This window comes from Pseudomonas sp. P97.38, from assembly GCF_001269745.1.
In the GTDB taxonomy this organism is placed as follows: domain Bacteria; phylum Pseudomonadota; class Gammaproteobacteria; order Pseudomonadales; family Pseudomonadaceae; genus Aquipseudomonas; species Aquipseudomonas chlororaphis_E.
In genome coordinates this window covers 618,422-643,952 of the sequence record NZ_LHVJ01000015.1, presented here as the reverse complement: position 1 = coordinate 643,952, position 25,531 = coordinate 618,422, and the positions used below count along the sequence as shown (strand labels likewise).

The window sequence follows — 25,531 nt, the reverse complement described above, 5'->3', positions numbered from 1 at the left end:
ATAAACTCTGGGGTGAGAGGGGTAGATGGCAAGCTGTGAGTCCGCGGTGCTTGAAGCACGAGTGGGAGCAAAGCTGCCATCTACCTTTCTACTCTGGCCCATAAGCCCGAACAGTTGTACGAGCGGCACTCGAATCACAAGCGTGGGCAAAGCCAGAGCACTCTCATTTCTGAGTGTAAGAGGGTTTTGCCATGATTTCCTGGGTCGGTATCGATATATCCAAATCAAATCTCGTCGTTTGGGTTCGACCACAGAACCAAGGCTATGAGGTCCCCAATACGTCTGAGGGTTTTGCACAGCTGGTCGAACAGCTAAGCCAATACACGATTGGCCGGGTGTTACTGGAAGCCACGGGCGGCTATGAACGAAAGGTTATGGCAGCACTGCAGGAGGCAGGTTTCAATGTGCTCAGGATCAACCCTCGCCGGGCTAGAGCCTTCGCCGTAGCAATGGGCAAGAATGCCAAGACCGACCCCATCGATGCGGCTGTTCTTGCCGATTTTGCCGAAGCTCTGCATGCGTCTCACGAAAAGCCCATTTCACCTGAGCGTGAAGCACTGCGGGAGCTGATTCAGCTGCGCGAACACTTCGTCCAGCAACGAGATGACAACAAGCGCCGACTACAGCAGGCTCAGCTTCCGGCGGTTATCGAGGTGATCAAAGATCATATTCGCTACCTGCAAATCCAAATCAAGCAGTTTGGCAAAGCCATTAATCAAAGCATGCGTAAGCTGGATGCGGAGAAAGCCGACCGACTCACATCAGTTAAAGGGATCGGCACTGTGGCGACTGCTAGTTTGTTGGTTTACCTGCCTGAGCTGGGTGAGCTTGATCGCAGAGAGATCGCGGCCCTGGCGGGAATCGCCCCCTACAACGACGACAGTGGCAATCACAGCGGCAAACGTCAGATTTACGGAGGAAGAGCGCGGGTCAGACGTGCGCTTTATATGTCGTGCTGGGTTGTCATCCGCTATCACGCCGACTTCAAGGCCCGGTACGAAGCACTTCGAGGGCGAGGCAAGAGCGCGAAAGTCGCGCTCATCGCCTGCATGCGAATATTGCTAATCAGACTGAATGCCATGCTTCGAGACGGCACTGAATGGCGGTGACGGGTGACAGAGGTAAGACAGTTGCTCCCACAAGGGATTTGGGGTGTACGCCGCCTTTGCATGCACCAGCAAGACCTGTGGGAGCGGGCTTGCCCGCGAAGACGGCGGCACATTCAACATCTTCATGACAGACACGCCGCTTTCGCGGGCAAGCCCGCTCCTACAGAGGATTGGGGGTGTACATCGCCCTTGCATGCACCAGCAAGCCCGCTCCCACAGGGGATTGAGGTATGGCCGCGAGCGCCACGCCACAGGGAGGACTCAAGCCAACTGCGCAAGCATCCAATCGCGAAGCCGACAACACGCCTCATCATTCTGCCGATCCTGGCGAAAGGTCAGATAATGCAAACTCTCCCTGAGCACCACCTCCTCACTCACCGGACGAATCAACGTGCCGTCCTCCACCAGCTTCTCCACCAGGTGATTCCACCCCAGCGCCACCCCCTGATGTGTCAGCACCATGGTGATGATCAGGTTGTAGTCATTGGCATTGAGCACATGAGGGCTGTCGAACGGGCGGTCGTTGATGTCGATGTCGTTGAAGGCCAGCCAGACACCCCAGTCCACGTGCTCCGCGACCTGGGAGCGCCCGTAGGGGCTCAGGTTCAGCAGGACGCCGTCGCGCAACCCCTCCAGGCTTGAAAGCTCGGGGTGCGCGGCCTTGTATTGGGGCGTGCAGACCGGATAGATCACATCATGGAACAGTGGGTAGCACTGGTAGCCGTCATGGATCTTGGCCATCTTGGTAATGAAGATGTCCGGACGAATGCCGGGCTCCATGGACAGGAAGTTCTGCGTGGTGATCAGGTTCAGGTCAATGTCCGGGTTCTGGCTGAAAAACGTCGGCAGCCTCGCCGACAGCCACAGCGCGGAAAACGCCGGGGAACAGCACAGCGTCAGGACGCGCTTGCCGGCATTGTGGGTACGAATGCGCTCTGCCGCCTGGGAGATATTGACGAACGACATCTGCGCCGCGTCGAAGAAAATCACCCCGGCTTCCGTCAGCTCGACCGCCCGCCCCACCCTTTTGAACAGATCGACCTCAAGGTAGGCCTCAAGCTCGCGAATCTGCCGGCTGATGGCCGCCTGGGTGACGCACAATGCCTCCGCCGCCCGGGTGAAGCTCTGGTATTTGGCGGCCGCCACGAATGACTTGACGGCCTTGAGCGACGGCATTTTCAGCAACGTCAGATCGGGATCGATGTGCTTGACCATACGTGAGCGCTGGATGTCCTGTGGGCGGCTGACGGGAAACGCGTGCTTGGCGCCGGGCTCATTGCCCAGCGCCTGAGAGAGTATCCGAGTTTGGCGGCCAGGGGCCAGAATGACCGCGGCCCCTCGCCGACCCTGCAAAACGAAAAATGCCCCGCATCTTGCGACACGGGGCATTTTTTCTGGAGCGGGAAACGCTACCTACCGGTTACCCAAGCCGTTCAGGCCTGCTGGTTCCAGGGACGGTCTCCCTGCTCATCCTTGATGCGCGTCGGCAGGCCCATCACGTCCAACGCTTCGAGGAACGCCTCGGCCGGCAGCTCCTCGACGTTGACCATGCGCTGTACGTCCCACTGGCCACGGGCGACCAGCAGCGCGGCAGCCACGGGTGGCACGCCGGCGGTGTAGGAAATGCCCTGGCTGTCGGTTTCCGCGAAGGCGTCTTCGTGGTCGGCCACGTTATAGATGAACACTTCGCGTGGCTGGCCGTCCTTGACGCCCTTGACCAGGTCGCCGATGCAGGTCTTGCCGGTGTAGCCAGGCGCCAGCGAGCTCGGGTCAGGCAGCACGGCCTTGACCACTTTGAGCGGCACCACTTCCACGCCCTCGGCGGTCTTGACCGGTTGCTCGGAGAGCAGGCCCAGGTTACGCAGTACCGTGAACACGTTGATGTAGTGTTCGCCGAAGCTCATCCAGAAGCGCACGTTAGGCACGTCGAGGTTCTTCGACAGCGAGTGCACTTCGTCGTGGCCGGTCAGGTACAGGTTCTGCGAGCCTACGACCGGCAGGTCGTCGGTGCGCTTGACTTCGAACATGGTGTTGCTGGTCCACTGGCTGTCCTGCCAACTCCACACCTGTCCGGTGAACTCACGGAAATTGATTTCCGGATCGAAATTGGTGGCGAAATATTTGCCGTGGGAGCCGGCATTGACGTCGAGGATGTCGATCGAATCAATGCGGTCGAAATACTGTTGTTGCGCCAGGGCCGCATAGGCATTGACCACACCCGGGTCGAAGCCGACGCCGAGAATGGCGGTGATGTTCTTCTCTTGGCACTCTTGCAGGTGCTTCCACTCGTAGTTGCCATACCAGGGCGGCGTCTCGCAGACCTTGCCCGGTTCTTCGTGGATGGCGGTGTCCAGGTAGGCCACGCCGGTATCGATGCAGGCACGCAGCACCGACATGTTGAGAAAAGCGGAGCCGACGTTGATCACGATCTGCGACTCGGTTTCGCGAATCAGCGCCTTGGTCGCTTCGACGTCCAGGGCGTTCAGTGCAAAGGCCTTGATGTCGGCGGGTTGCTTGAGGCTACCCTTGGCCTTGACGCTGTCGATGATGGCCTGGCATTTGGAGATGTTGCGCGACGCGATAGCAATACGACCGAGTTCGTCGTTGTGCTGCGCGCACTTGTGGGCCACCACCTTGGCGACACCTCCTGCACCAATGATAAGTACGTTCTTCTTCAATTTCTTCAAGTCTCCTTCTGTCCGCTCAAGAGAGGCTGGACAGGTAGTCGTCGTAAACAAATTCGCGAACCAGCTCGACACTACCGTCGAGTTGTTTCACTACGATGGACGGCATTTTCAGGCCGTTGAACCAGTTCTTCTTGACCATGGTGTAGCCCGCTGCGTCGATGAACGACAGCCGATCGCCGATGGACAGCGGACGATCGAATTGATACTCGCCGAAGATGTCTCCGGCCAGGCAAGACTTGCCGCACACCATGTAGGTGTGTTCGCCCTCGCTCGGTGCCAGCTTGGCGTTCAGGCGATAGATCAGCAGGTCGAGCATGTGCGCCTCGATGGAGCTGTCCACCACGGCCAGGTGCTTGCCGTTGTAGAGCGTGTCGAGCACGGTGACTTCCAAAGAAGCGCTCTGGGTGATCGCCGCTTCGCCCGGCTCCAGGTAGACCTGCACGCCATACTTCTGCGAGAAGGCTTTGAGCCGCGCGCAGAAGGCGTCAAGGGCATAGCCCTCGCCGGTGAAATGGATGCCGCCGCCGAGGCTGACCCACTCGACCTTATGCAGCAGATGACCGAAGCGTTCTTCGATAGTGCCGAGCATCTGGTCGAATAGACCGAAATCGCCGTTCTCGCAGTTGTTGTGGAACATGAAGCCGGAGATCTGCTCGATGACCTGCTCGATCTTCTCCGGATCCCATTCGCCCAGGCGGCTGAACGGTCGCGCCGGATCGGCCAGCAGGTAGTCCGAGCTGCTCACTTGCGGATTGACCCGCAGGCCACGGACCTTGCCGGCCGAGGCTTGGGTGTAGCGCTGCAACTGGCCGATGGAGTTGAAGATGATCTTGTCGCAGTTGGCGAGCATCTCTTCGATTTCGTCGTCGGCCCAGGCAACGCTGTAGGCGTGGGTCTCGCCCGCGAACTTCTGGCGGCCGAGCTTGAGCTCGTAGAGCGACGACGACGTGGTGCCGTCCATGTACTGCTGCATCAGGTCGAACACCGACCAGGTGGCGAAGCACTTGAGTGCCAGCAAGGCCTTGGCCCCGGACTGCTCGCGCACATAGGCAATCTTCTGCATGTTCGCCAGCAGCTTTTGTTTGTCGATGAGGTAGTACGGCGTCTTGATCATTTTCGCGGCCTCCGGCAAGGCGAGCCAAAAAAGGATGCGCATTGTGCCTTCACTGACTGCATATCGAAAGAGCGAAAAGCCCCGTTCGCGCAATCACTCGGGCCCAGGCCGTCGCTGGCGACAGCCCAGTACATTCGCGGTTGGATGGAACAACGGTGGCGAGCGCTCTGGATAGAGCCGCTGCCGATATGGGAAGACGGGCGTGACAGCGCCGGATCAGCGCTTGTGGATCAGGTCATGGAGAACGCCAAAGCGCAAACCCGGTTCGGAAGCGATCATCTGAGTGATCCCGAAAGCCTTGAAGGCCGCCAGCATGATCGCCAGGCCGCCGGGCAAACTGCCCAGGCGATGGGCTTGCAGGCCGGCCAAGCGCAGTTGTTCGACATGCCGGACTTCCAGCAGGCGCAACGACAGGCGCAACAACCCGGTGTAAGTGATGCCGCCTTGTCCCAGGTCGTTCAGGCCATTGGCCTTGAGCACCTTGGCCAGCATCCGCGCCGTGCCGGACGAACCGATCGCCAGTTGCCAACCCTGGGCACGAAAACCCATCGCGACTTTTTCAAAGGCCAGGCTGGCCACGCGCTCGGCCTCCAGCAACGCCGGGGCCGTGATGTGTCCGTCACGGAAATAGCGCGTGCCAAAGGTACCGCTGCCGATGGCAAGGCTCTCGGTCAACAGTGGCTGGTCGCCCCGCCCCAGGATCAGCTCGGAGGAGCCGCCGCCGATGTCCACCACCAGCCGCGTGTCCTCGACACCCGGCACCGTATGAGCGACCCCGGCATAGACGAGACGGGCTTCTTCCTGCCCCGACAGCACGTCGATCCGAAAGCCCAGGTGGCGCTGGGCGCTGTCCAGGAACAGTTGCGCGTTAGCCGCTTCGCGCACCGCGCTGGTCGCCACCGCCCGCACCCGGCCGGCTTCAAAACCTCGCAGTTTCTTGCCAAACCGTGCCAGCGCCTGCCATCCCCGATCCAGCGCCAGCTCATCCAGCGCCCCGGCCTGCAAGCCTTCGGCCAGGCGGACCGGTTCACGCAGGGTCTTCACTTCCTGGATCACCAGCCGCCGGTTGCGCTTGACCGTCTGGCCAATCATCAAGCGAAACGCGTTGGAGCCCAGGTCAATGGCCGCAAACAGGGGGGCGTCGCCTTTCATCGCGGTGTTCCTTGCACATTCATCTGCCAACGGGTCGGATCACCCGGTGCGGGTTTGCCAAAAAGCTTGCCACAGGGTCGATGACACCTGGATGACAGCGCGGCGTGTTCTTCGATCTCCAGTGGAACGTGCGGGCATCGAACGTAAATAAACGGTTTAGCTCATGGCGATCGCGTGAAGCGCAGATGACCGTCACGCACATGTAACAAATTGCGACTAGCGTCGAATTCGCCTCTCCACGACGCGAGTTCCCCCATGCTTAGCCAGGACATCTTGATCCAGCGCATTACAGGAAACTACACCCGCAGCCCGACGCCACCGGAGCTCATCGTGCCGCAGGTCTATTGATCCGGACCTGACCGGGCACCCGACCTCGCGCCTTCCCTCAACAGCCTATTATTAGAAGCGGATTTCATCATGACGAACCCGACCCTGGCCATGGACTCACCGAGTTCAGTCGCCCACAGCTCGAGACCGCAACTCAACCGCAAGCCGAGCGTGATCACCCTGGTGGTGTTTTTCGCCGTGCTGGGCAGCGGGCTGCTGTTCACCGCCTACAGCCTGATGCACGACATGAACGAACTGGGCACGGTGGTGACCACCTGGACGCCATTTCTGCTGTTGGGCGTAGCCCTGCTGATCGCCTTGGGCTTCGAGTTCGTCAACGGCTTCCATGACACCGCCAACGCCGTCGCCACGGTCATCTACACCAACTCCATGGCACCGAACTTCGCCGTGGCCTGGTCGGGCTTCTTCAACTTCCTCGGGGTGCTGCTGTCCAGCGGCGCGGTGGCCTTCGGCATCATTGCGCTGCTGCCGGTGGAACTGATCCTGCAGGTCGGCTCTTCCGCCGGTTTCGCCATGATCTTCGCCCTGTTGATCGCCGCCATCCTGTGGAACCTGGGCACCTGGTGGCTGGGCTTGCCGGCCTCCTCGTCCCACACCCTGATCGGCTCGATCATTGGTGTCGGGGTCGCCAACGCGCTGATGCATGGCCGCGACGGCACCAGCGGCGTGGACTGGGCCCAGGCCACCAAGATCGGCTACGCGTTGCTGCTGTCGCCACTGGTGGGTTTCGGCTGCGCCGCGTTGCTGCTCCTGGCGCTGCGCGCCTTCGTCAAGAATCGCGCGCTGTACAAGGCGCCCGAAGGCAACACGCCGCCACCGTGGTGGATTCGCGGCATGCTGATCCTGACCTGCACCGGCGTGTCCTTCGCCCACGGTTCCAACGACGGGCAGAAAGGCATGGGCCTGATCATGTTGATCCTGGTCGGCACCCTGCCCATGGCGTACGCGCTGAACCGCGCCATGCCCGCCGACCAGGCGCTGCAATTCGCCGCCGTGGCCGAAGTCACTCAACAGGCCCTGGTGAAGAACTCGCCGCTGCCGGCCCCGGCGGATCCGCGCGCGATCCTGACCACCTACGTCGGCAGCAAGGAGGCGACGCCCCAACTGATACCGGCCCTCGCCGCCCTGACCGGTAGCATCGGCGCCGAGGTCAAGGGCTACGGCTCGCTGGCCAGGGTGCCGGCCGAAGCCGTGGGCAACGTGCGCAACGACATGTACCTGACCAGCGAAACCATCCGCCTGATGGACAAGAACAAGGTCGGCCACTTCGACGCCGACACCAGCGCCAAGCTGCAACTGTTCAAGCAGCAGATCGACAATTCCACACGCTTCATCCCGCTGTGGGTGAAGATCGCCGTGGCCATCGCCCTCGGCCTGGGCACCATGGTCGGCTGGAAACGCATCGTGGTGACGGTGGGTGAAAAAATCGGCAAGAGCCACCTGACCTACGCCCAGGGCGCCTCGGCCGAAACCGTCGCGATGCTGACCATCGGCGCCGCCGACATGTTCGGCCTGCCGGTGTCCACCACCCACGTCCTGTCGTCGGGCGTGGCCGGGACCATGGTCGCCAACGGGGCCGGCTTGCAAATGCGCACGATCCGCAACCTGGTAATGGCCTGGGTCCTGACGCTGCCTGCCGCGATCCTGTTGTCCGGGAGCCTGTACTGGTTGTTCACCCGACTGTTCTGATGCCTTTAGCGCCAAGGCCCCACGAATGGGACCTTGGGCGACGATCTGCGCAGCAGCAGGATGGGTCACGCCATACGAGTCATAACGACCAACGTGAAGGTTGTTTTGACCCTGGCCAGCGCGAGTCAAATTGACACGATCAGTTTCAAGCCATTGATTTATATAGTGTTACCGATTGGCACGGTTTCTGATCAGGTCACTCGCCCCTTTTGGCGAACCTAGGAAGAAGCCCCATGCACAATGAATTCAAGCCCAACCTCAGCGTAGTCACCGGTGCCAGTTCGGGCATCGGCCTGGCCGTCACCCGGCGCCTGCTGGAAAGCGGTTCGAAGGTGGTAGCGATGTCGCGCCAGATCGGCGGCCTCGGCGAACTGGTCGAGCGCTTCGGCGACATGCTGTCCTGGTTGCCTGGCGACGTCACGCGGGTCGCGGACCTGGCCAGGCTGGCGCAACGGGTCGGCACCCTGGGCCAGGTGGATTGCCTGGTGCCCAACGCCGGCATCGCACAACTGGCCGATGGCCTGGACCTGGCGGCCTTCGACCGTCAGTGGGCAGTCAATGGCGCGGGCGCGCTCAACACCTTGAGCAGCCTGCGCAAGCATCTGGCCCCTGAGGCATCGGTGGTCTTCATCGGGACCTTCCTGGAACAGGCCACCTTTGCCGGGTTGGCCGCGTACATTGCCTCCAAGGCCGCGTTGCGCGCGCAGATGCGCACCCTGGCGGTAGAGCTGGTGCCCCACGGCGTGCGCCTCAACATGGTCTCACCGGGGCCAACCGCCACGCCGATCTGGGGCACCCTGGGCCTTGATGAACAAGCCTTGGGCTCCGTGGCCAACACGGTCAACCAGCGGTTATTGACGGGCCAGTTTCTTGAGCCGCAAGCCGTGGCCGACGTCATTCTCTTCCAGTTGAGCCGGGGTGCACGCGGCGTGTATGGCCAGGACTGGATCGTGGACAACGGCTACACCTTGCGTTGATCATCCGGTGCGCGGTTCGCAACTGCCGCGCACCCAGCCCTTTTTTTGAATTCTTGCCCTCGCGGATCACCGCCCGTCATCGAGGTGCTATTCGAGCATCGCCCAAGCCTCGGCGAGCTCAGCGGCGGACAGCAGCAATTGGTGTCGATTGCACAAACCCTGGTGCGCGAACCGGAAATCCTGCTGATGGATGAGCCAACCAGTGCCCTGGACATGCACCGGCAAGTCCAGGTCCTGAAGTTCATGCGCGCCCTGGCCCGCGAGCGCAAGGTCATCGTGTTCATTGCCATCCACGACCTCAACCAGGCGCTGCGCTTTGCCGACCAGGTGCTGGTCATTGCCGACGGCACCACCCAGGGCAGCGGCCCGAGCCATGAGGTGATCACCGAGTCGATGCTGCGCCAGGTCTACAAGGTGCAGGCACGGATCGAGCAGTGCAGCCGTGGCGAGCGTCACATCCTCATCGACGACATCGTCTGATGGCCGGCGCGGCCAGGCGATGTTCATGCCTGGGCGCGCCCGTGGCGCCGACTAGATCCTCTCCATCACCGCACCCTGCTCATCGGCGACACCCTGCAACAGCTCCACCACCCAGTCGATAAACACCCGCACCCGTGGCGACAGCTGGCGATGGGGCGGGTACACCGCAGAGATCGGCCACAGCGGCACCGGGTACTCACCCAACACCTGGATCAGTGTGCCCTCGGCCAACTGCCGCTGAACGTGGTAGCGCGGCACCTGGATCAAGCCGAAGCCAGCTTCGCAGGCCGCGACATAGGCGTCGGCATTGTTGACGGTCAGTTCACCAGGCAGTTGCCTCTCGTGCACCTGCCCGGCCACCTCGAATTCGAACGGAAAGAACCGCCCATTGCCGGACGCGAACCGGATGACCCGGTGTGACGCAAGATCCTCCGGCACCTGGGGCGTGCCCGCGCGGGCAAGGTAGCCGGGGCTGGCACAGGTCAGTTGTGGCAGGCGCACGATGGGCCGCGCCACCAAGCCCTGGTCGACGATGTTGCCGGCGCGGATCGCACAATCCACGCCTTCGCGTTGCAGGTGGACCTGCCAGTCGTGGAAACCGATGTCCAGTTGCAACGCCGGGTAGCGCGCATAGAACGCCGGCAATCGAGGCACGATCCAGGCGCAGCCAAAGGCAATGGGCATGTCCACGCGCAACGTGCCATGGGGTTGGCTGCGCTGCACCGATAACGAACTTTCCAGGTCGTCGAGGTCGTCCAGCAACTGGCCGCTGCGCTGGTAATAGGCCTCGCCGTCGAGCGTTGCGCGCACCTGCCGGGTGGTGCGGTGCAACAACTGCACCCCCAGGTGCGCTTCCAGTTGCTGGATCAACAGGCTGACGGTGGCGCGCGGCAGCTTGAGGTCGTCGGCCGCCTTGCCAAAGCCGCCCAGCTCGACGATACGCCGGAACACCTGCATGGCCTGTAGTCGATCCATCATCGGGCTCACTGTTTAGAAATGACGAATAGTTAAACCAATAATCACGGATTTATCCACCCAACCGTTTACTGGACACTGAACTCGTCATTCAACACCAGGAAAACTTCACCATGAAAACCCGTCAACTCGGCCATCACGGCCCCCACGTTTCCTCCATCGGCCTGGGCTGCATGGGAATGTCCGATTTCTACACCACGGGCGTGGATGAGCAGGAAGCCATCGCCACCCTCCACCGCGCCGTTGAACTGGGCGTGACTTTGTTCGACACCGCCGACATGTACGGGCCGCACACCAACGAAGCGCTGCTGGGGCGCGTGCTGCGGGGCAAGCGCGAGGGTCTTTACCTGGCGAGCAAATTCGGCCTGGTGCGCAGCAGCGATCCCCATGCCCGTGGCGTCAATGGCCGCCCCGAGTACATCAGGCAATCGATCGACGGCAGCCTCCAGCGCCTGCAAACGGATTACCTGGACCTCTACTACCAGCACCGCATCGATCCGCAGGTGCCGGTGGAAGAATCCGTCGGCGCCATGGCCGAGCTGGTCAAGGCCGGCAAGGTCCGCCACATCGGCCTGTCGGAAGCCAGCGCCGACACCATCCAGCGCGCCCACGCCGTGCATCCGCTGGCGGCCGTGCAAAGCGAGTACTCGTTGTGGTCACGGGAACCGGAGCGCAATGGCGTGCTCCAGACCTGCCAGCGCCTGGGCATCGCCTTCGTCGCGTACAGCCCGCTGGGCCGAGGCTTTTTGACCGGCACCCAGACGTCCGCGCAGGATTTTGCCGCCGATGACTATCGCCGCACCAACCCACGCTTCCAGGCGGACAACTTCAACCACAACCTGGCCCTGGTGGAACGGGTCAAGGCATTGGCCGCGGACAAGGGCATCAGCGCCGCCCAATTGGCCCTGGCCTGGGTCCTGGCTCAGGGCGAATACCTGATCCCGATCCCGGGGACTAAGCAACGCAAGTACCTGGAAAGCAACGTGGCGGCGAGCTCGATTGCCTTGAGCGCTGACGAGCTGGCACGGCTGGACGGGATCTTCACCGCCGAGGGCGCGGTGGCGGGCGACCGCTATGCAGCCACGACCATGACGTTGCTCGACGGTTGAGCCCATCGTCAGGCGCAGCCCCCAGGCAGCGGCCCGTTACGCTCAAGCCGCTGCCAAACCCGCCGATAGCCTGATGAGCGTTAAGTGATAACGCTTGGGCCTGACCAGGCCTTGCGGGTTACTTAGGGTAATGATCGATGCTTTCTGCGCTTAACCGCCTGTTGTGTGGTGTCCTGCTGGCCCTGGCTGCGAACGCTTGCGCGGCCGAGGCCCCGCTGCGCATCGTCACCGAGGAACTGCCGCCCTACAACATGACGGAAAATGGCCGGGTGACGGGCATGAGCACCGAAGTGGTCGAGGCGGTGCTCAAGGAAGTCGGCATGGACGCACCGATCCATCCCATGCCCTGGGCCCGCGCGTATGAGTTGGCGCTCAATGAAAGCAATGTCCTGATCTATTCCATCGTGCGCACGCCCACGCGTGAATCACTGTTCCAATGGGTCGGCGCGATTGCGCCGACCAAGTGGTACCTCTACTCGCTGGCCGACCGCCCGGTGAAACTCAACTCGCTGGCCGACGCCCATGGTCACCAGATCGCCACGGTCAACCAGGACGTCGGCGAGCAATACCTGGTGTCGAAAGGTTTTCGCATCGGCGAGGAGCTGCAGTCGAGCACCAAATACGAGCACAACTACCGCAAGCTCAAGGTCGACCACGTGGAGCTGTGGATTTCCAACGAACTCAACGCCCTGTACCTGACCCGCCAGAACGGCGAAGACCCGGACAAAGTGCTGATCCGCTCATTGGCGCTACCCGACTTGAGCAACGAAGGCCTCAACATGGCGTTCAGCCGCAACACGCCGGTCGAGACGGTCGAGAAGTTCCGGGCCGGCCTGGAAGCGATCCGCCGCAACGGTGTTTACGATGCCATCGTTCGCAAATGGCTATGACATGACCGGCAACTTCAGGGCCGTGTCCAGCGCGCAAACGCGTACCGGGGCATTCAGTTCCCTGGGCCGCCGCCTGGTGCTCGCGACCCTGTTGTTCAGTCTGGTCTTCACCCTGGCGATGGTCACCTGGCGCACCTGGCTGGCCTGGGAGAACAACCTGGCGGAGATGAACTCGGAGCTGGTGCTGATCGACCAGGTGTTCCAGAACACCCTGGCCCACGCCATCTGGGAAATGGACCGTGAATCCCTCGACCAGCAGATCGCCAGCGTCGCGACGGCCGCGCCAGTGGGACGCGTGGTACTGAACATCGTGCGGCCGGGCCAACCACCGGAAATCATCGAACTCAACCGATACACCGTCGAGTCTTCCGGGGCCGCGCCGGTGCTGCATCGCCAACTCGTCGCACAGCCCTACGCCGGGGCGCACGAAAAGGTCGGCGAGTTGACCATCGTAGGTGACAACCGCCTGCTGTGGGAGCGCCTCTGGGACGAAGCCCGCAGCATCGTCATCACCCAGGTCATCCAGTCGTTGCTGCTGGCCGGGTTGGTCATGACCATGTTCAACCGCCTGGTGACCGTGCATGTGGTCCATATCGCCCGTCACCTGGGCGAAGTCGCGCCACAGACCCTCAAGCGCCACCTGCGATTGCAACGGGCGGTGCACCGCCAGGACGAGCTGAGCCTGCTCGAATGCCAGGTCAACGAACTCCAGGACAACCTCCACGCCCACCTGGAACGCCAGCGTTCCGATGAACTGGCCCTCGCCGCCAGCCGCGACCAATTGGCCCAACTGGTGGAGGCACGGACCGCCGAACTCAAGGCCGCCAACCAGGCGCTCGAAGCCCTGTCGCGTCACGACGCCCTGACGGGCCTGGCCAACCGGCGCTATTTCGACGAACTCAAGGAGGTCGAATTCCGCCGGGCCATCCGCCACAAGACGCCACTTGCGGTGCTGATGTGCGACGTCGACTTCTTCAAGATCTACAACGACACCTACGGGCACATGCAAGGCGACCAGTGCTTGAAGCAGATCGCCGAAACCCTGCGCAGCGTCTTCGGCCGCTCGGGTGAACTGGCCGCTCGCCTGGGCGGCGAGGAATTCGTCGTGGTGCTGCCCAACGTCGACGCCCGGCAGGCCAGCGAAGCCGCCCATCGGCTGCGTGCCAGCCTGACCGAGCGTGAGCTGCCCCATAGCGGCTCCAGCGTCTCGCGCTTCGTCACGCTGAGCATCGGCATCGCCGAGTTGGACCCCGAGAGCATGGACCACTTCGATCAACTGTTGCAGCGCGCCGACCAGGCGCTGTACCGGGCCAAACACCAGGGGCGCGATTGCGTCGCTCTTTAACACCACGCGGCCAACGAGGTCTGTATGCCTAATCGCCTGACACTCTGCTTATGCCTGCTCCTCGCCCTCTTCAGCCTGAAAAGCCAAGCCGGGGCCATCGAAGTCGTGACCGAAGATTCCCTGTACGCCTACCTGCGTGAAGACAAGGTGGCCGGGCCCGGCACGCAGATCGCCGAAGAAACCCTCAAGGGCGCGGCCCTCAACGACTACAGCGTGCTGCTCTACCCCTGGGCCCGGGCCTACGAAAAGGCGCTGCACGAACCCAATGTGCTGATTTTCCCCCTGGACCGCACGCCGGCTCGCGAGCAGTCGTTCAAATGGGTGGGCGAGATCCTCCGGGTGCCGAGCAAGCTCTACAAGCTTCGCGGCGATGACAGCATCGCCGTCAAGGTCCTCGACGATGCCAAGCAGTACAGCATCGGGGTGGTACGCAACGACGCCAAGCAGATCTACCTGCAACAGCGCGGCTTCACCCGCCTGGTGGTGTCGGCTGACAATCACGATAACTTCCAGAAACTGCTGAACCATCAGATCCAGTTGTTGCCGATACCGGAGAACGCCGCGCGCCTGATGAGCCAGGACACCCACGTGGACTTCAACAGCCTGGAAGAGGTCTATTCCCTCGACGAACAACCCCATCGGGTCTACCTGGCCTTCAGCCTGAGCACCCCGGACGACATCGTCGCCAAGGCCCAGCGCGCCTTCGAACAACTCAAGGCATCTGGCGAAGTGGCGCGAATCATGGGCGAAAAGCGGTAAGCTCTCGGGATCGGCACGCCCGCGTGCCAACCACCCAGGAGGTCAGTCCCTATGAGCAAAGCGTCCTATGTTCCGCCTAAAGTCTGGACTCATGAAGCCCCGTCTGGCGGCCAGTTCGCCAGCATCAACCGCCCGGTCGCCGGGCCGACCCACGAAAAGACCCTGCCGACGGGCAAGCAGCCACTGCAGCTCTACTCCCTGGCCACGCCCAATGGCGTCAAGGTCACCATCCTGCTCGAGGAACTGCTGGCCCTGGGGCACACGGGCGCCGAGTACGACGCCTGGCTGATCCGCATCAGCGAAGGCGATCAGTTCTCCAGCGGCTTCGTCGAGATCAACCCCAATTCGAAGATCCCGGCCCTGCTCGACCGCAGCGTGGAACCGCCGATCCGCGTGTTCGAATCCGGCTCGATCCTGTTGTACCTGGCGGAAAAATTCGGCGCCTTCCTGCCCACCGACCCGGCCGGGCGCACCGAGACGCTGAACTGGCTGTTCTGGCAGATGGGTTCGGCACCTTACCTGGGTGGCGGCTTCGGGCACTTCTACGCCTACGCGCCGGAAAAATTCGAGTACCCGATCAATCGCTTCACCATGGAAACCAAGCGCCAACTCGACGTCCTCGACCGCCGCCTGGGCGAAAGCCCGTACCTGGCCGGCGACCACTACACCATCGCCGACATCGCGGTCTGGCCGTGGTACGGCCAACTGGTGCGCAACAACGTCTATTCGGCCGCCGAATTCCTCGACGCCCAGCGCTACACCCACGTGCAACGCTGGGCCGAAGCCATCGCCAACCGCCCCGCCGTCCTGCGTGGACAACGTGTCAACCGGACCTGGGGTGATGAGGCCAGCCAGGTGCCGGAGCGGCATCGGGCTGAAGACCTGGACTGAAGGTGCAGGGGGTCTACTTGTACTGATCCCCCGCCGACGCCGGACTGGTCTGCTTCGCCAGGGCAAACACACACTCATCCAGATAGGGTCTGACGTCCGCCCATTTCTTGCCATCGACGGCAAACCCTCGCAGCTTCTTGCCGGCGTCCACCACGTCAGGCTCATGTTTCATCAGCATGAGCCTGGCCACCGCACTGGCGTCGGCGTCCTTGTGCTTGGCGTGGTTCTGCCTGGCGTAGGAATGGAACTCCTCGATGCGGGCCAGGACCGCCTGGGTACCGTCCATGCACTTATCGCCGAGAATTTCCTCCCGACGCTGGACGTGGCCGCCGGCAAAACTGTCCTCCACCAGGTGCAACAGGCTGCCCAAGGCCACCTTGTCCACGTTCGTACGCAGCCAGGGGCGGCCGACGGCGAACAGGTCCTGCACGGTCTGCCCATTATTGAAATGCTGGTCCCAGCCGTCGATCCTGATGTCCTTCAAGTAGGTATTGATGGGGTAAGTACCATCCGCAACACCCCAGGCAAACTCCGCCCACATCATGATCTCCCGCTTGGTCTTCTCCGCGGGATCGCCCTCCTGGGAGGCCATTGCATGGAGAAACTGCAGGTCGCCGAAATGCGAACGCGCGATGTAGTTTCCCGTGCCCATGAAGGCCATCGGGTCCACGGCGCTCTTGTCCTCTGCCTCTTCGAAAAGGTTCACCCAACACCGGGTCTGGGAAATGAACCCCACCGAATAACGACCATCGCACCCCTTGGTCTTGGCATCTTCGGCACTGGGCATGAACACCGGATCGTCGTTCCAGCGAACACCGGCAATGACATACGCACCGGCATCTTCGAGGTTGGGGTTGTTGCAATACTGCCAATCCCCGTCACACCCATAGATTTTTTGCGTCAACGCCTCATGGGCGGAATCGCCGAAGCTGTGCAGCGCGAAACTCATGAGAGGCACCGACGCCTTATAGGAAACCCCATACTTCTTGGCCATCTCCCGCTCGGCCTCGGTACCGCTCGGCGAGAGCTGAAACGCCCCGGCCTGCCCAACGCAACCCAACCAAACGCCCCAGGCAATTGCCGCCACTTTCTTGTATTTATTCATGGGTTGTCTCAGCAAAGGCGATGACAAGCTGACGTCTCGTCTGTCGCCATGAAATCGATGGAGTGTTCAGGGTAAATGGCCAGAGGCCATCGCCGAAGCATAGCGGGTGCCGCAGGGGCGTCCAGGCGTTGGCGAGCTGATTTTTCGGGACAGCTAGCCCTCAACCTCCCCACTGCTCTGCACATCCAGCATCTCCCCGGCATGGTCTTCAGCCCAGCGCACCAGGGCCGTCACGGGGGTTTCGAGTGTTCTGCCAAGGTCGGTCACTTCGTATTGAACGGCCACGGGCGAGGAGCAGATCACCTCGCGGCGGATCAACTTGTGGCGTTCGAGGCGCCTGAGGGCCTCGGTCAGTGATTTGTGGGTGATGTTCCCCAGCAGTCTGCGCAGTTCATTGAAACGGACGGGCCCGTCGGCCAGCCGGGTCATGATCATGATCGACCATTTATTGGCGATCTGGTCCAGGACCAGGCGGGTTTGCTCCAGCCGTTGCGGGGTGCATTCGGGCTTTGCAGTATCGTCGAGCATATCTAGTACCCTTAAGGTGCGTAATTGCAACCTAGTATCCGATGTATACCATGGCGACTCAACCGTAAATCTCGTCGTGAATCCTCACGATGAGCACAAGAGGATGGGTCATGAACGCACTGACTGGACAAGTCGTACTGATTACCGGTGCATCGAGCGGCATTGGCGAAGCCACCGCGAAGAAACTCGCCGCCGCGGGCGCGAGTGTGGGTCTTGCGGCGCGCCGGGCCGATCGCCTTCACGCGTTGCACGCTGAGATTGAACAACAAGGTGGCCAGGCCCTGGTCCTGGAAATGGACGTCGCCGACAAGGCCTCCGTCGACGCCGGCGTGAGGAAACTGCTCGACACCTACGGCAGGATCGACGTGGCCTTCAACAACGCCGGGCTGATGCCGTTGTCGAGCGTCGATGAATTCAAGACCGACGAATGGGACCGCATGGTGGACGTCAACATCAAGGGCGTATTGAACGTGTCGGCGGCGGTCCTGCCACAGATGATCGAGCAGCATTCCGGCCACATCATCAACACGTCATCGGTCGCCGGCCGCAGGGTGTTCGGCCAGGGTTTCGCCGTGTACTCAGCCACCAAGTTCGCCGTCAGCGCCTTCACCGAAGGCCTGCGCATGGAGGTCGGGCACAAGCACAATATCCGCGTGACCAGCATCCAACCCGGTGCGACGGCCACGGAATTGACGCAGCACACGACCAGCGAAGAGTATGTGCAGATGATTGCCGGCTTCTCGGGGCAGTTGCAGTTCCTGTCGCCGGAAGACATTGCCGACACGGTCCTGTTCGCGGTCTCGGCCCCCCGCAACGTCAACATTGCCGAGTTGTTCGTGATGCCGACCAATCAGGTCTGAATCGAACGAGCGGCTGCGGATCGAAGTTCGATCCGCAGCCGCTCCCCTTCAGGCCACCTTGAAACGACTGACCAACTGCTGCTGGTACTCCGCCAGGCGCGCCAGTTCCTGGCTGGTGATTGCCGTCTGCTCGGCCCCGGCGCTGACCTGGATCACCAGGTCATTGATCTCGTTGACATTGCGATTGATGTCTTCGGACACCGCACTCTGTTCTTCCGCCGCCGAAGCGATCTGGATGTTACGGTCGCTGATGGTCGCCACGCCCTCGGCAATTTCCACCAGCAACTCACCCGCCCGCTCGACCTTGCTCGCGCCATCCTGAGCCTTGCCCAGGGTCTGCTGCATGGACAGCGCCGCGCGGTCCGAACCGGCCTGCAAGTTGCTGATCATCTGCTGGATGCTGCCCGTGGACTCTTGCGTCTTTTGCGCCAGGGTACGCACTTCCGAGGCCACCACCGCGAACCCGCGACCGTGATCGCCGGCACGCGCAGCCTCGATCGCCGCATTGAGGGCCAACAGGTTGGTCTGCTCGGCAATGCCACGAATCACATCCAGTACCGAGGAAATGGCATCGCTTTCCTCCTTGAGGTCCCCGATGATCGCAGCAGTCTCCTCGGCCTGGCCGGACAACTGGCGGATCAGCCCGATGGTGCTTTCAATCTCGACCCGGCCCTGGGCGGTGCTGATGTTCACCTGCTGTGACATGTGCGCCGCATCGTTGGTGCTTTGCGCCACCTCTCGCACCGTTGCGCTCATCTGGTTGATCGCCGTGGCGACCAGTTCAGTGCCCTGGCGTTGTTGCTCGACACTCTGGCTGGTCTGGATCGTCACCGTGGAAGACTCTTCCGCCGCCGTCGCCACTTGTGCCGTGGCGTTGCCGATTTCCTGCACCACCCCGCTGATCTCCTGGGCCATGCGGTTGAGGTTGCGGGAGATCTGGCCGAACTCGTCCTTGCCTTCATGACTTGCCCTGGCAGTGAGATCACGCTCGGCCAGGTCATTGAGGACTTGATTCACGTCGCGCACCGCCAGGTCGATCATGCGGATGATCAGGTACGACAGCACCGCCACCGCCAACAACGCAACGACCACGGCACCGAGCGTCAGCCACAGGGCACGGCTGGCGCTATCGCGCTCGTGCATGGCCAGGCGGCTGACACTCTGACCGAGGGCTTCTTCCACCTGGCCCATCAGGTCGATCCGTTGGGTCGCGGTTTCAAACCAGTCTTGCGGCTTGATGCCCAGCGACTGGCCCAGCGGCACCTCGAATGCCAGGCGCTGCAACCGGGCAACATCGACGGCCGCCGGCTCGCGCATCTGATCATCGAACTGCTGCAACAAGACGGGTGGTGCCTTGCGACGGAAAGCGTCCAGGTAGGCGGTAAATTCACCCCAGTTGCGGCTGAACCGTGACAACAGCCCTTCGTCGAAACGGTCCTGGGCGAACACCAGGCCGAGCACGACGCGCTCGCGCCCGGCCCGTTCTTTCATTTCGATGAATTGATTGAGTGCGCCGAGCGCATGAACAATGGTCGCGTTATTGATGGTCGCTTCCAGGGAGTGGGTGTAACCCATCAATACTTGAATAATGTCGGTGTAGCGAACACCGGATTCGGTGCTGCTGATATTTAACTTGTCGACTTGTGCACGCACACTGGACAACTCATCCAAGGCACTAATGACCTTGGTGAGTTGATTGTTCCCCGACACCGGCAATTCACGAATCACAGCGACCGATGTGTCGGCATCCCGGCGCATCTGGGCCAGCCGGTCACCCATGGATTTACCGCCGCTACCGAGGAAAACCCCGCTGGCGCCGCGTTCGCGCTGGAGGGTGGTGATGAGCAAACTCAGTTTCTGGGCGGTGGCGCTGGCGGTCACCGTCGCGTCCATGTCGCGCAGCGTCCGGTAGTTATCGCCGACAAAAATACCGGCCAGGGTCAGGAATCCTAATAACGGCAGTAAAAGAATCAATAAAAGTTTCAGACGTAGCGGTGCATTCCTGAGCATATTCGTTCAAGCCTCATTCCATACTCGATTAGTTGACGCGCGGCGATGTTGTAAGAAGGGATTTTGTACACGCTGATCGTGGGGTGATATTAACCCAATATCAAATGGCCATCATCCCTAATATCCTACCGTACAGCGTTTATCTAAGTGCCAAGTGCAGAATTTGAATTTGCCTTGATCAAGATCAATAACCTGGCATTTAGTTGATGAGTGAGCGGTACGTCACACCTGAGCCTTGTGCTGGCTGGCCGCACCGGCATCGCTGGCAAGCGCCAGGGGCAGCACGCCCAGGATGAACGCCAGCTAGGTCATGACAATCGGCCGGAACCGCACGCACTTGAACCCAGCAAGCCCAGCAACACCCAGGTGGGTGCCATCGCGGCGAAAATCTTCTGCATGGTCACTCCCTGCCCAATGAAAAAAGGCCCGCCGATTGCAATCGACAGGCCCCCGTAGGAATGGCCTCGCTCGCGAAGGCGTCATTCCATCCAGAATCACTTCAAGCTGACCCACTGCATTGGCGGGCAAGCCCGCTCCCACAGGCAATGTCGGCGAACACATCACGTGCAATCCCCACCCAACCCCTGTGGGAGCGAGCTCGCTCGCGAAGGCGTCATCCCATCCAACAATACTTCAAGCTGGCCCACCGCGTTCGCGGGCAGGCAGCGAAAACGCTCAATCAACGCGCTCAACGCTCGTTGAGGGTGCTCGCTGCCTGGAACAGGATCTTCGCGACGAAATCGACCTCCTGCTCGGTGATGATCAACGGCGGCAGCAAGCGCACTGTCGCACCGTGCCGCCCACCGAGCTCGACGATCAAGCCGTGTCGCAGGCAAGCCTGCTGGAAGGCCTTGGCCCAGGCCGTGTCCACCGGTGGATGGCCCTGGGCATCCGGCGCCCCCTGGGGATCGACGATTTCCATGCCAAGCATCAGGCCACGGCCGCGAACATCGCCCACCCAGGCGAATTCGTTCTGCAACGCCTCAAGCTGTTTGCGCAGTTGCGCACCCACCGTTTCGGCGTGCTTGACCAGGCCTTCATCGCGGATAAAGCGCAAGGTCGCGGTGCCCGCCGCCATCGCCAGCTGATTGCCGCGGAACGTGCCGGCGTGAGCGCCCGGCTGCCAGACGTCCAGCGAATCGTTGTAGACCATGACCGACAACGGCAAGCCACCGCCAATGGCCTTGGACAACGTGATGACATCCGGGATGATGCCCGACTGCTCGAAACCGAACATCCGGCCGCTACGGGCGATGCCGCACTGAATCTCGTCGACGATCAACGGTATGCCATGGGCCTGGGTCAGTCGGCGCAGCTCCTGCAACCAGCGATCCGGCGCGGCAATCACCCCGCCCTCGCCCTGGATCGGCTCCAGGATCATCGCCGCCGGCGCGGTCACGCCGCTCTCCGGGTCGTTGAGCAAGTGTTCGAGGTAACGCACGTTCAAGGTGACCGCCTGGTCGCCGGCCACACCGAACGGGCAACGGTAGTCGTGGGGGAACGGCAGGCGCTGTACACCCGGCATCAACGCACCGAGGGCATTCTTCGGCGACAGATTACCACTGATGGCCAGCGTGCCCAGGGTCATCCCGTGATAGGCCCCTTCGAACGCCAGCACCGAGTGCCGGCCGGTCGCGGTACGGGTCAGCTTGAGGGCCGCCTCCACCGCATCGGCCCCGCTTGGGCCGCAAAACTGGATGCGTGCATTGCGAGCGAACTCGGCAGGCAGGCAACCGAAAATTTCCTGGACGAAAGCGTCCTTGACCGGCGTCATGAGGTCCAGGGTGTGCATCGGCACGCCCGCGGCCATGACCTGGGTGATGGCTTCGATGATCACCGGATGATTGTGCCCCAGGGCCAGGGTGCCAGCCCCTGCCAGGCAGTCGACGAACACTTGCCCGCGGCTGTCCTGGACATAAATGCCATGGGCCCTTTCGAGCACCAGCGGAATGCGCCGCGGGTAACTGCGGGCGTTGGATTCCTGTTGTTGCTGGCGTTCCAGCAGCGGCGTCGGATCGAGGCAGTAAGGGCTCGACAGACCGGTATGCAACAGGCGCAGCTGTTGCGCGCCACCCGCTGTGACATTCGAAAAAGCACTCATGATTTCCTCCATGGAGGCTGGGTTTGGAAGGGAACTACAGCCTGGAAACACCCATCGCTGACCTGAACAACCGAGCGCGGGGAGATTGCCTCCCCGCGCCACCGGTTTTACATGTCGTACCGCAGGATCATCCCCACCGTGCGCGGTGCGCCGACGTCGATGATGTCGTCGTCGCGGTTGTTGGTGATGTACTCCTTGTCAAACGCATTCTTGACGTAGGCAGACACGGCGACATTCTTGGTAACTTTGTACTCGGTATTGAAGTTGACCAGCACATAAGCGTCGCTCTTGCGCTCCCCACTGACCTTGCCATTCGAGTCAAACTCGTACTCCGAGGGCGCAGTGCTCTGATAGACAATGTCCGTGCCGAACATCAGGCGATCATCGAAGCGATAGACACCGCCCACCGACGCCTTGTATTTCGGCGAGTAGAGGAACGACTCGCCGCTCCTGTCCTGGCCATTGTCAGCGACGAAGTCCTTGTATTTGCTATCGGTAACGGCGCCGCCGAAGTTCAAGGTCAGCTGTTCGGTAATGTCCTTCTCGACGAAGACTTCCAGGCCCTTGATGTCACTGCGACCGGCGTTATAGATATCAATGACAGTGCTGCCGGGCTGCCGAACGCTGACCTGCTGATCTTTCCAGTCGGTGTAGTACAGGTTGGCGCGGGCACGCAGGCTCTTGTCGAAGAACGAACCGCGATAGGACAGCTCGTAGTTGGTGGTGTATTCCGGGTCGTAGGCTTGGTGACCGCTACCGGAGCGCAGGTTGACACCGCCACCGCGATAGCCCTTCTGCACCATGAAGCCAAGGTACTGATCCGTTGCCAGTTCGTAGTCGATACCGAGCTTCGGCAACACGGCATCAAACGACTTTTTGATTTTCTCGGGAACGAAACGGCCGTCTGCCTCGATGTCGGTATCGTTCGTCTCGTGGTCGTAACGCAGGCCGGTGATCAATGTCCAGCGAGGGGCAAATGTCCAGTTGACTTCACCGAACACCGCCTTGTTTTCAATCTTGGTATCACCCTTGACCGTGCGAGCCAGGACGCTGTCGAACAACAGCCGGTCATGGAACTTGTTGGTGTTGTGGCCGTAATAGGCACCGATGAAACTCTTCACCGTGTCCGAGTCGTAATTCAGACGCAACTCCTGGCTGAACAGGTTACCGTCCTGTTTACGCAGAACGACCTCGTTGTCCACGGCATTCTGGTCGAAGTCCAGGCGGTTGCTGTAGTCCGAGCTGGTATTGGCGGTCATGCTTGTCAACGACCAGGCATCGTTCAGACGATGATCCACCTTGGCGCTGACGGTGTCCTGCTTGAGGTTGTCGAAGGCTTCGGTGTTGGATGAAATGTCGTAATAGCTGGGCTTGCCGTCGGAACCACGCATGGTCGAGCGATCACCTTGGCGGTGTTCGTTGTGGGCGTAGGTCAGCAGGACGTCGGTGTCGTCATTGGGCAGGATCAGCAATTTGCCGCGGGCGTTGCTGGTGCGGTGCGGGTTGGCATCCTTGTCGAGCGTGGTGTTGCGGATGTAGCCGTCACCGTCGGAATAGTCGACGGCGATACGACCGGCGATCTTGTCGTCAACGATGGCGCCGCCACCGGCAACCGCGGCCCCATGCTCACCGTAGTTACCAACGTTGGTTTGCGCCGAGAAGCTTGGTTCGAAGGTTGGATTCTTGGTGCGGATTACCACCGCACCGGCCAGGGAGTTGCGGCCCTGGGTGGTGGATTGCGGGCCGAGGAAGACTTCAACCTGCTCGGCGTCCCACAGCGGAACCGGGCTCAGGGTCAGCGCGCGGTTCGGCTGTACGGCACCGTCGACATATACCGACACCGCACCGTTCAGAGCCGCCGGGCCCTGGTCATCGAAACCGGATACCGGCACGCCACGAATGCCCCAGTTTTCGTTGCCAGCCTGGCTGTAGACGCCTGGCGTGCGGGCAAAAACATCCACCAGGTCTTTGTCGCCGTGTTCACGCAGGGTCTTGTCAGTCATGACCACCACGCTGGACTGGGTCTGGTCCAGGGTACGGTCAATCTTTTCACCGGTGACGGTGATCGGAGCGATCTCCATCTTGCCGGCCTCTTCAGCCGCCCACGCACCGCTGCTCAGGCCCAACGCCGACCCCACAGCCAACGCAATTGTAGTCTTTTTGAAATTCACGCCCCGCTCCCCTGCGACAGATATTTTTGGTTTTCTTCGAGCTGGCTGAAGGCTGTTCGGTGCCAGCGGAGCGGAGTCTAATCCAAAAAATTATTTAAATAAATAGTATTGATAATCTCTCTCATTTGTACCTAATATGCCGTCCTGTATTGTTTTGCATACATTTACAGACCCGTCCTACATCTGCGACCACTGCCTTGCTGTTCCGGTCGTGACGGGTCGAAAAAGCTATAAGAGGATGCGCAAGGATGACCTCAATCGAACACCTGAACGGGCGTTCCGAGCCTGTTCCATTGGCTTGCACGGATGGCAGCGCAACGGCGTTACCCGTGCTGGTACAGGCCACACCAGGGCAGTCGATCCACGACCTGGAAGCTTCGATTCGCGAGCGCCTGCCCCACCTGCTGGCGACCGTTGGCGGTGTCCTGTTTCGCGGATTCGGCGTGCCTACCCCGATCGATTTCAAGCGCTTCGCCGCCAGCTTCGGCGCGCCGCTCGCCAGCTACGAATTCGGCTCCACGCCCCGCAGCAAAGTCTTTGCCGGGGTCTACAGCTCCACTGAATACCCGGCCCACCAGTTCATCCCCCTGCACAACGAACAGGCCTACACCCGGCCCTGGCCTTCGCGCATCTGGTTCCACTGCATCAAGGCCAGCGAGACCGGCGGCGAAACGCCGATCGCCGACAGCCGCCTGATCTACCAGCGCATGCCCGACGAAATCCGTGAGCTGTTCGCCAGCCGCGAGCTGCTTTACGTGCGCAACTACAGCGGCGCCCTGGACCTGCCCTGGGAGAAGGTCTTCAACACCCAGGACCGGGCCCAAGTCGAGCGCTACTGCCAGGACAACGACATCGAGTGGGAATGGAAAGCCGACGGCGAGCTGCGCACCCGCCAGCGCTGCGCGGCGGTGCAACAGCACCCCGATACCGGCGAATGGGTCTGGTTCAACCAGGCGCACCTGTTCCATGTGTCGGCCATCGAGCCGAGCGTGCGCGCCAGCCTGCTGGCGGCGGTGGGTGAAGAGAACCTGCCGCGCCATGTCTACTTCGGCGACGGCTCGGCCATCCCCGACGCCATGCTCGACACCGTGCGCGAGGTCTATCGCCAGACCGCCATCAGCTTCCCCTGGCAGCCCGGCGACGTCCTGATGCTCGATAACCGACTGGTGGCACACGGTCGCAATCCTTATACCGGTGACCGCAAGGTCATCGTGGCCATGGCGTGAATTGC

The 25,531-nt window shown here is 61.5% G+C and carries 20 protein-coding genes and 2 pseudogenes; 11 read left to right on the top strand and 11 right to left on the bottom strand.

Annotation, left to right across the window (positions count from 1 at the left end):
- Positions 1–191: 191 nt before the first annotated feature.
- The gene (locus tag AD664_RS12995) at positions 192–1,109 is read left to right on the top strand and encodes an IS110 family transposase (RefSeq protein ID WP_053143539.1); all 918 of its coding nucleotides are present in this window, start codon (positions 192–194) and stop codon (positions 1,107–1,109) included.
- A 261-nt stretch (positions 1,110–1,370) separates the two neighbouring features.
- Here the strand turns inward: AD664_RS12995 and AD664_RS12990 are convergent, their stop codons facing one another.
- The 4 genes from AD664_RS12990 to AD664_RS12975 all read right to left on the bottom strand — a co-directional run bounded on the left by AD664_RS12990 (position 1,371) and on the right by AD664_RS12975 (position 6,062).
- The gene (locus AD664_RS12990; RefSeq protein ID WP_053147045.1) at positions 1,371–2,324 is read right to left on the bottom strand and encodes a LysR family transcriptional regulator; all 954 of its coding nucleotides are present in this window, start codon (positions 2,322–2,324) and stop codon (positions 1,371–1,373) included.
- Between the two features lie 218 nt (positions 2,325–2,542).
- Positions 2,543–3,787, bottom strand: coding sequence for a saccharopine dehydrogenase family protein (locus AD664_RS12985; protein ID WP_053147093.1), 1,245 nt, complete (start codon positions 3,785–3,787; stop codon positions 2,543–2,545).
- 25 nt (positions 3,788–3,812) lie between these two features.
- A complete protein-coding gene (nspC, locus tag AD664_RS12980) occupies positions 3,813–4,910 on the bottom strand; it encodes a carboxynorspermidine decarboxylase (protein WP_042728662.1) in 1,098 nt (365 codons plus the stop codon).
- Positions 4,911–5,126: 216 nt separating this feature from the next.
- Positions 5,127–6,062, bottom strand: coding sequence for a phosphatase (locus AD664_RS12975; protein ID WP_047735498.1), 936 nt, complete (start codon positions 6,060–6,062; stop codon positions 5,127–5,129).
- 417 nt (positions 6,063–6,479) lie between these two features.
- Here AD664_RS12975 and AD664_RS12970 point away from each other — a divergent pair, with 417 nt between their 5' ends.
- The 3 genes and pseudogenes from AD664_RS12970 to AD664_RS12960 all read left to right on the top strand — a co-directional run.
- Entirely contained in the window at positions 6,480–8,099 is a 1,620-nt protein-coding gene (locus tag AD664_RS12970; protein WP_053147042.1) for an inorganic phosphate transporter, read from the top strand.
- A 233-nt stretch (positions 8,100–8,332) separates the two neighbouring features.
- On the top strand, positions 8,333–9,076 hold the full coding sequence (locus tag AD664_RS12965; protein WP_053147040.1) for an SDR family oxidoreductase: 744 nt from the start codon (positions 8,333–8,335) through the stop codon (positions 9,074–9,076).
- Positions 9,077–9,181: 105 nt separating this feature from the next.
- Positions 9,182–9,556, top strand: a pseudogene (locus tag AD664_RS12960) (ATP-binding cassette domain-containing protein); the annotation flags it as partial.
- A 51-nt stretch (positions 9,557–9,607) separates the two neighbouring features.
- Here the strand turns inward: AD664_RS12960 and AD664_RS12955 are convergent.
- Positions 9,608–10,531, bottom strand: coding sequence for a LysR family transcriptional regulator (locus AD664_RS12955; protein ID WP_053147039.1), 924 nt, complete (start codon positions 10,529–10,531; stop codon positions 9,608–9,610).
- Positions 10,532–10,644: 113 nt separating this feature from the next.
- Between AD664_RS12955 and AD664_RS12950 the strand changes: the two genes are divergently transcribed.
- The 5 genes from AD664_RS12950 to yghU all read left to right on the top strand — a co-directional run bounded on the left by AD664_RS12950 (position 10,645) and on the right by yghU (position 15,525).
- Positions 10,645–11,640, top strand: a complete 996-nt coding sequence (locus AD664_RS12950) for an aldo/keto reductase (protein ID WP_053147037.1) — start codon at positions 10,645–10,647, stop codon at positions 11,638–11,640.
- Positions 11,641–11,777: 137 nt separating this feature from the next.
- On the top strand, positions 11,778–12,530 hold the full coding sequence (locus AD664_RS12945; RefSeq protein ID WP_053147035.1) for an ABC transporter substrate-binding protein: 753 nt from the start codon (positions 11,778–11,780) through the stop codon (positions 12,528–12,530).
- Position 12,531: 1 nt separating this feature from the next.
- Positions 12,532–13,875: a diguanylate cyclase gene (locus AD664_RS12940; protein ID WP_053147032.1), complete on the top strand. Its 1,344-nt coding sequence runs from the start codon at positions 12,532–12,534 to the stop codon at positions 13,873–13,875.
- Positions 13,876–13,899: 24 nt separating this feature from the next.
- Complete coding sequence (locus tag AD664_RS12935) at positions 13,900–14,634, top strand: ABC transporter substrate-binding protein (protein WP_053147030.1); 735 nt, start codon at positions 13,900–13,902, stop codon at positions 14,632–14,634.
- A 51-nt stretch (positions 14,635–14,685) separates the two neighbouring features.
- Positions 14,686–15,525, top strand: a complete 840-nt coding sequence (gene yghU, locus AD664_RS12930) for a glutathione-dependent disulfide-bond oxidoreductase (RefSeq protein ID WP_053147029.1) — start codon at positions 14,686–14,688, stop codon at positions 15,523–15,525.
- 13 nt (positions 15,526–15,538) lie between these two features.
- Here yghU and AD664_RS12925 read toward each other — a convergent pair whose 3' ends face one another.
- Together AD664_RS12925 and AD664_RS12920 are read right to left on the bottom strand one after the other, a co-directional pair.
- Complete coding sequence (locus AD664_RS12925) at positions 15,539–16,630, bottom strand: hypothetical protein (RefSeq protein ID WP_053147027.1); 1,092 nt, start codon at positions 16,628–16,630, stop codon at positions 15,539–15,541.
- Positions 16,631–16,783: 153 nt separating this feature from the next.
- The gene (locus AD664_RS12920) at positions 16,784–17,158 is read right to left on the bottom strand and encodes a helix-turn-helix domain-containing protein (RefSeq protein ID WP_042727975.1); all 375 of its coding nucleotides are present in this window, start codon (positions 17,156–17,158) and stop codon (positions 16,784–16,786) included.
- A 110-nt stretch (positions 17,159–17,268) separates the two neighbouring features.
- Here AD664_RS12920 and AD664_RS12915 point away from each other — a divergent pair, with 110 nt between their 5' ends.
- On the top strand, positions 17,269–18,018 hold the full coding sequence (locus AD664_RS12915) for an SDR family oxidoreductase (RefSeq protein ID WP_053147025.1): 750 nt from the start codon (positions 17,269–17,271) through the stop codon (positions 18,016–18,018).
- 48 nt (positions 18,019–18,066) lie between these two features.
- On the opposite strand, the gene AD664_RS12910 is transcribed toward AD664_RS12915, so the two are convergent.
- The 4 genes and pseudogenes from AD664_RS12910 to AD664_RS12895 form a co-directional block, all read right to left on the bottom strand.
- Positions 18,067–20,028 (bottom strand): methyl-accepting chemotaxis protein, encoded by a 1,962-nt coding sequence (locus AD664_RS12910; protein ID WP_053147023.1) that lies wholly within the window; start codon positions 20,026–20,028, stop codon positions 18,067–18,069.
- Positions 20,029–20,268: 240 nt separating this feature from the next.
- Positions 20,269–20,361: pseudogene (locus tag AD664_RS27650) on the bottom strand (efflux RND transporter permease subunit); the annotation flags it as partial.
- A gap of 355 nt (positions 20,362–20,716) precedes the next feature.
- The gene (locus AD664_RS12900; RefSeq protein WP_083454190.1) at positions 20,717–22,129 is read right to left on the bottom strand and encodes a diaminobutyrate--2-oxoglutarate transaminase; all 1,413 of its coding nucleotides are present in this window, start codon (positions 22,127–22,129) and stop codon (positions 20,717–20,719) included.
- Between the two features lie 107 nt (positions 22,130–22,236).
- Entirely contained in the window at positions 22,237–24,300 is a 2,064-nt protein-coding gene (locus AD664_RS12895) for a TonB-dependent receptor (protein WP_053147019.1), read from the bottom strand.
- Between the two features lie 248 nt (positions 24,301–24,548).
- Here AD664_RS12895 and AD664_RS12890 point away from each other — a divergent pair, with 248 nt between their 5' ends.
- The gene (locus tag AD664_RS12890) at positions 24,549–25,526 is read left to right on the top strand and encodes a TauD/TfdA family dioxygenase (RefSeq protein ID WP_083454189.1); all 978 of its coding nucleotides are present in this window, start codon (positions 24,549–24,551) and stop codon (positions 25,524–25,526) included.
- Positions 25,527–25,531: the final 5 nt, after the last annotated feature.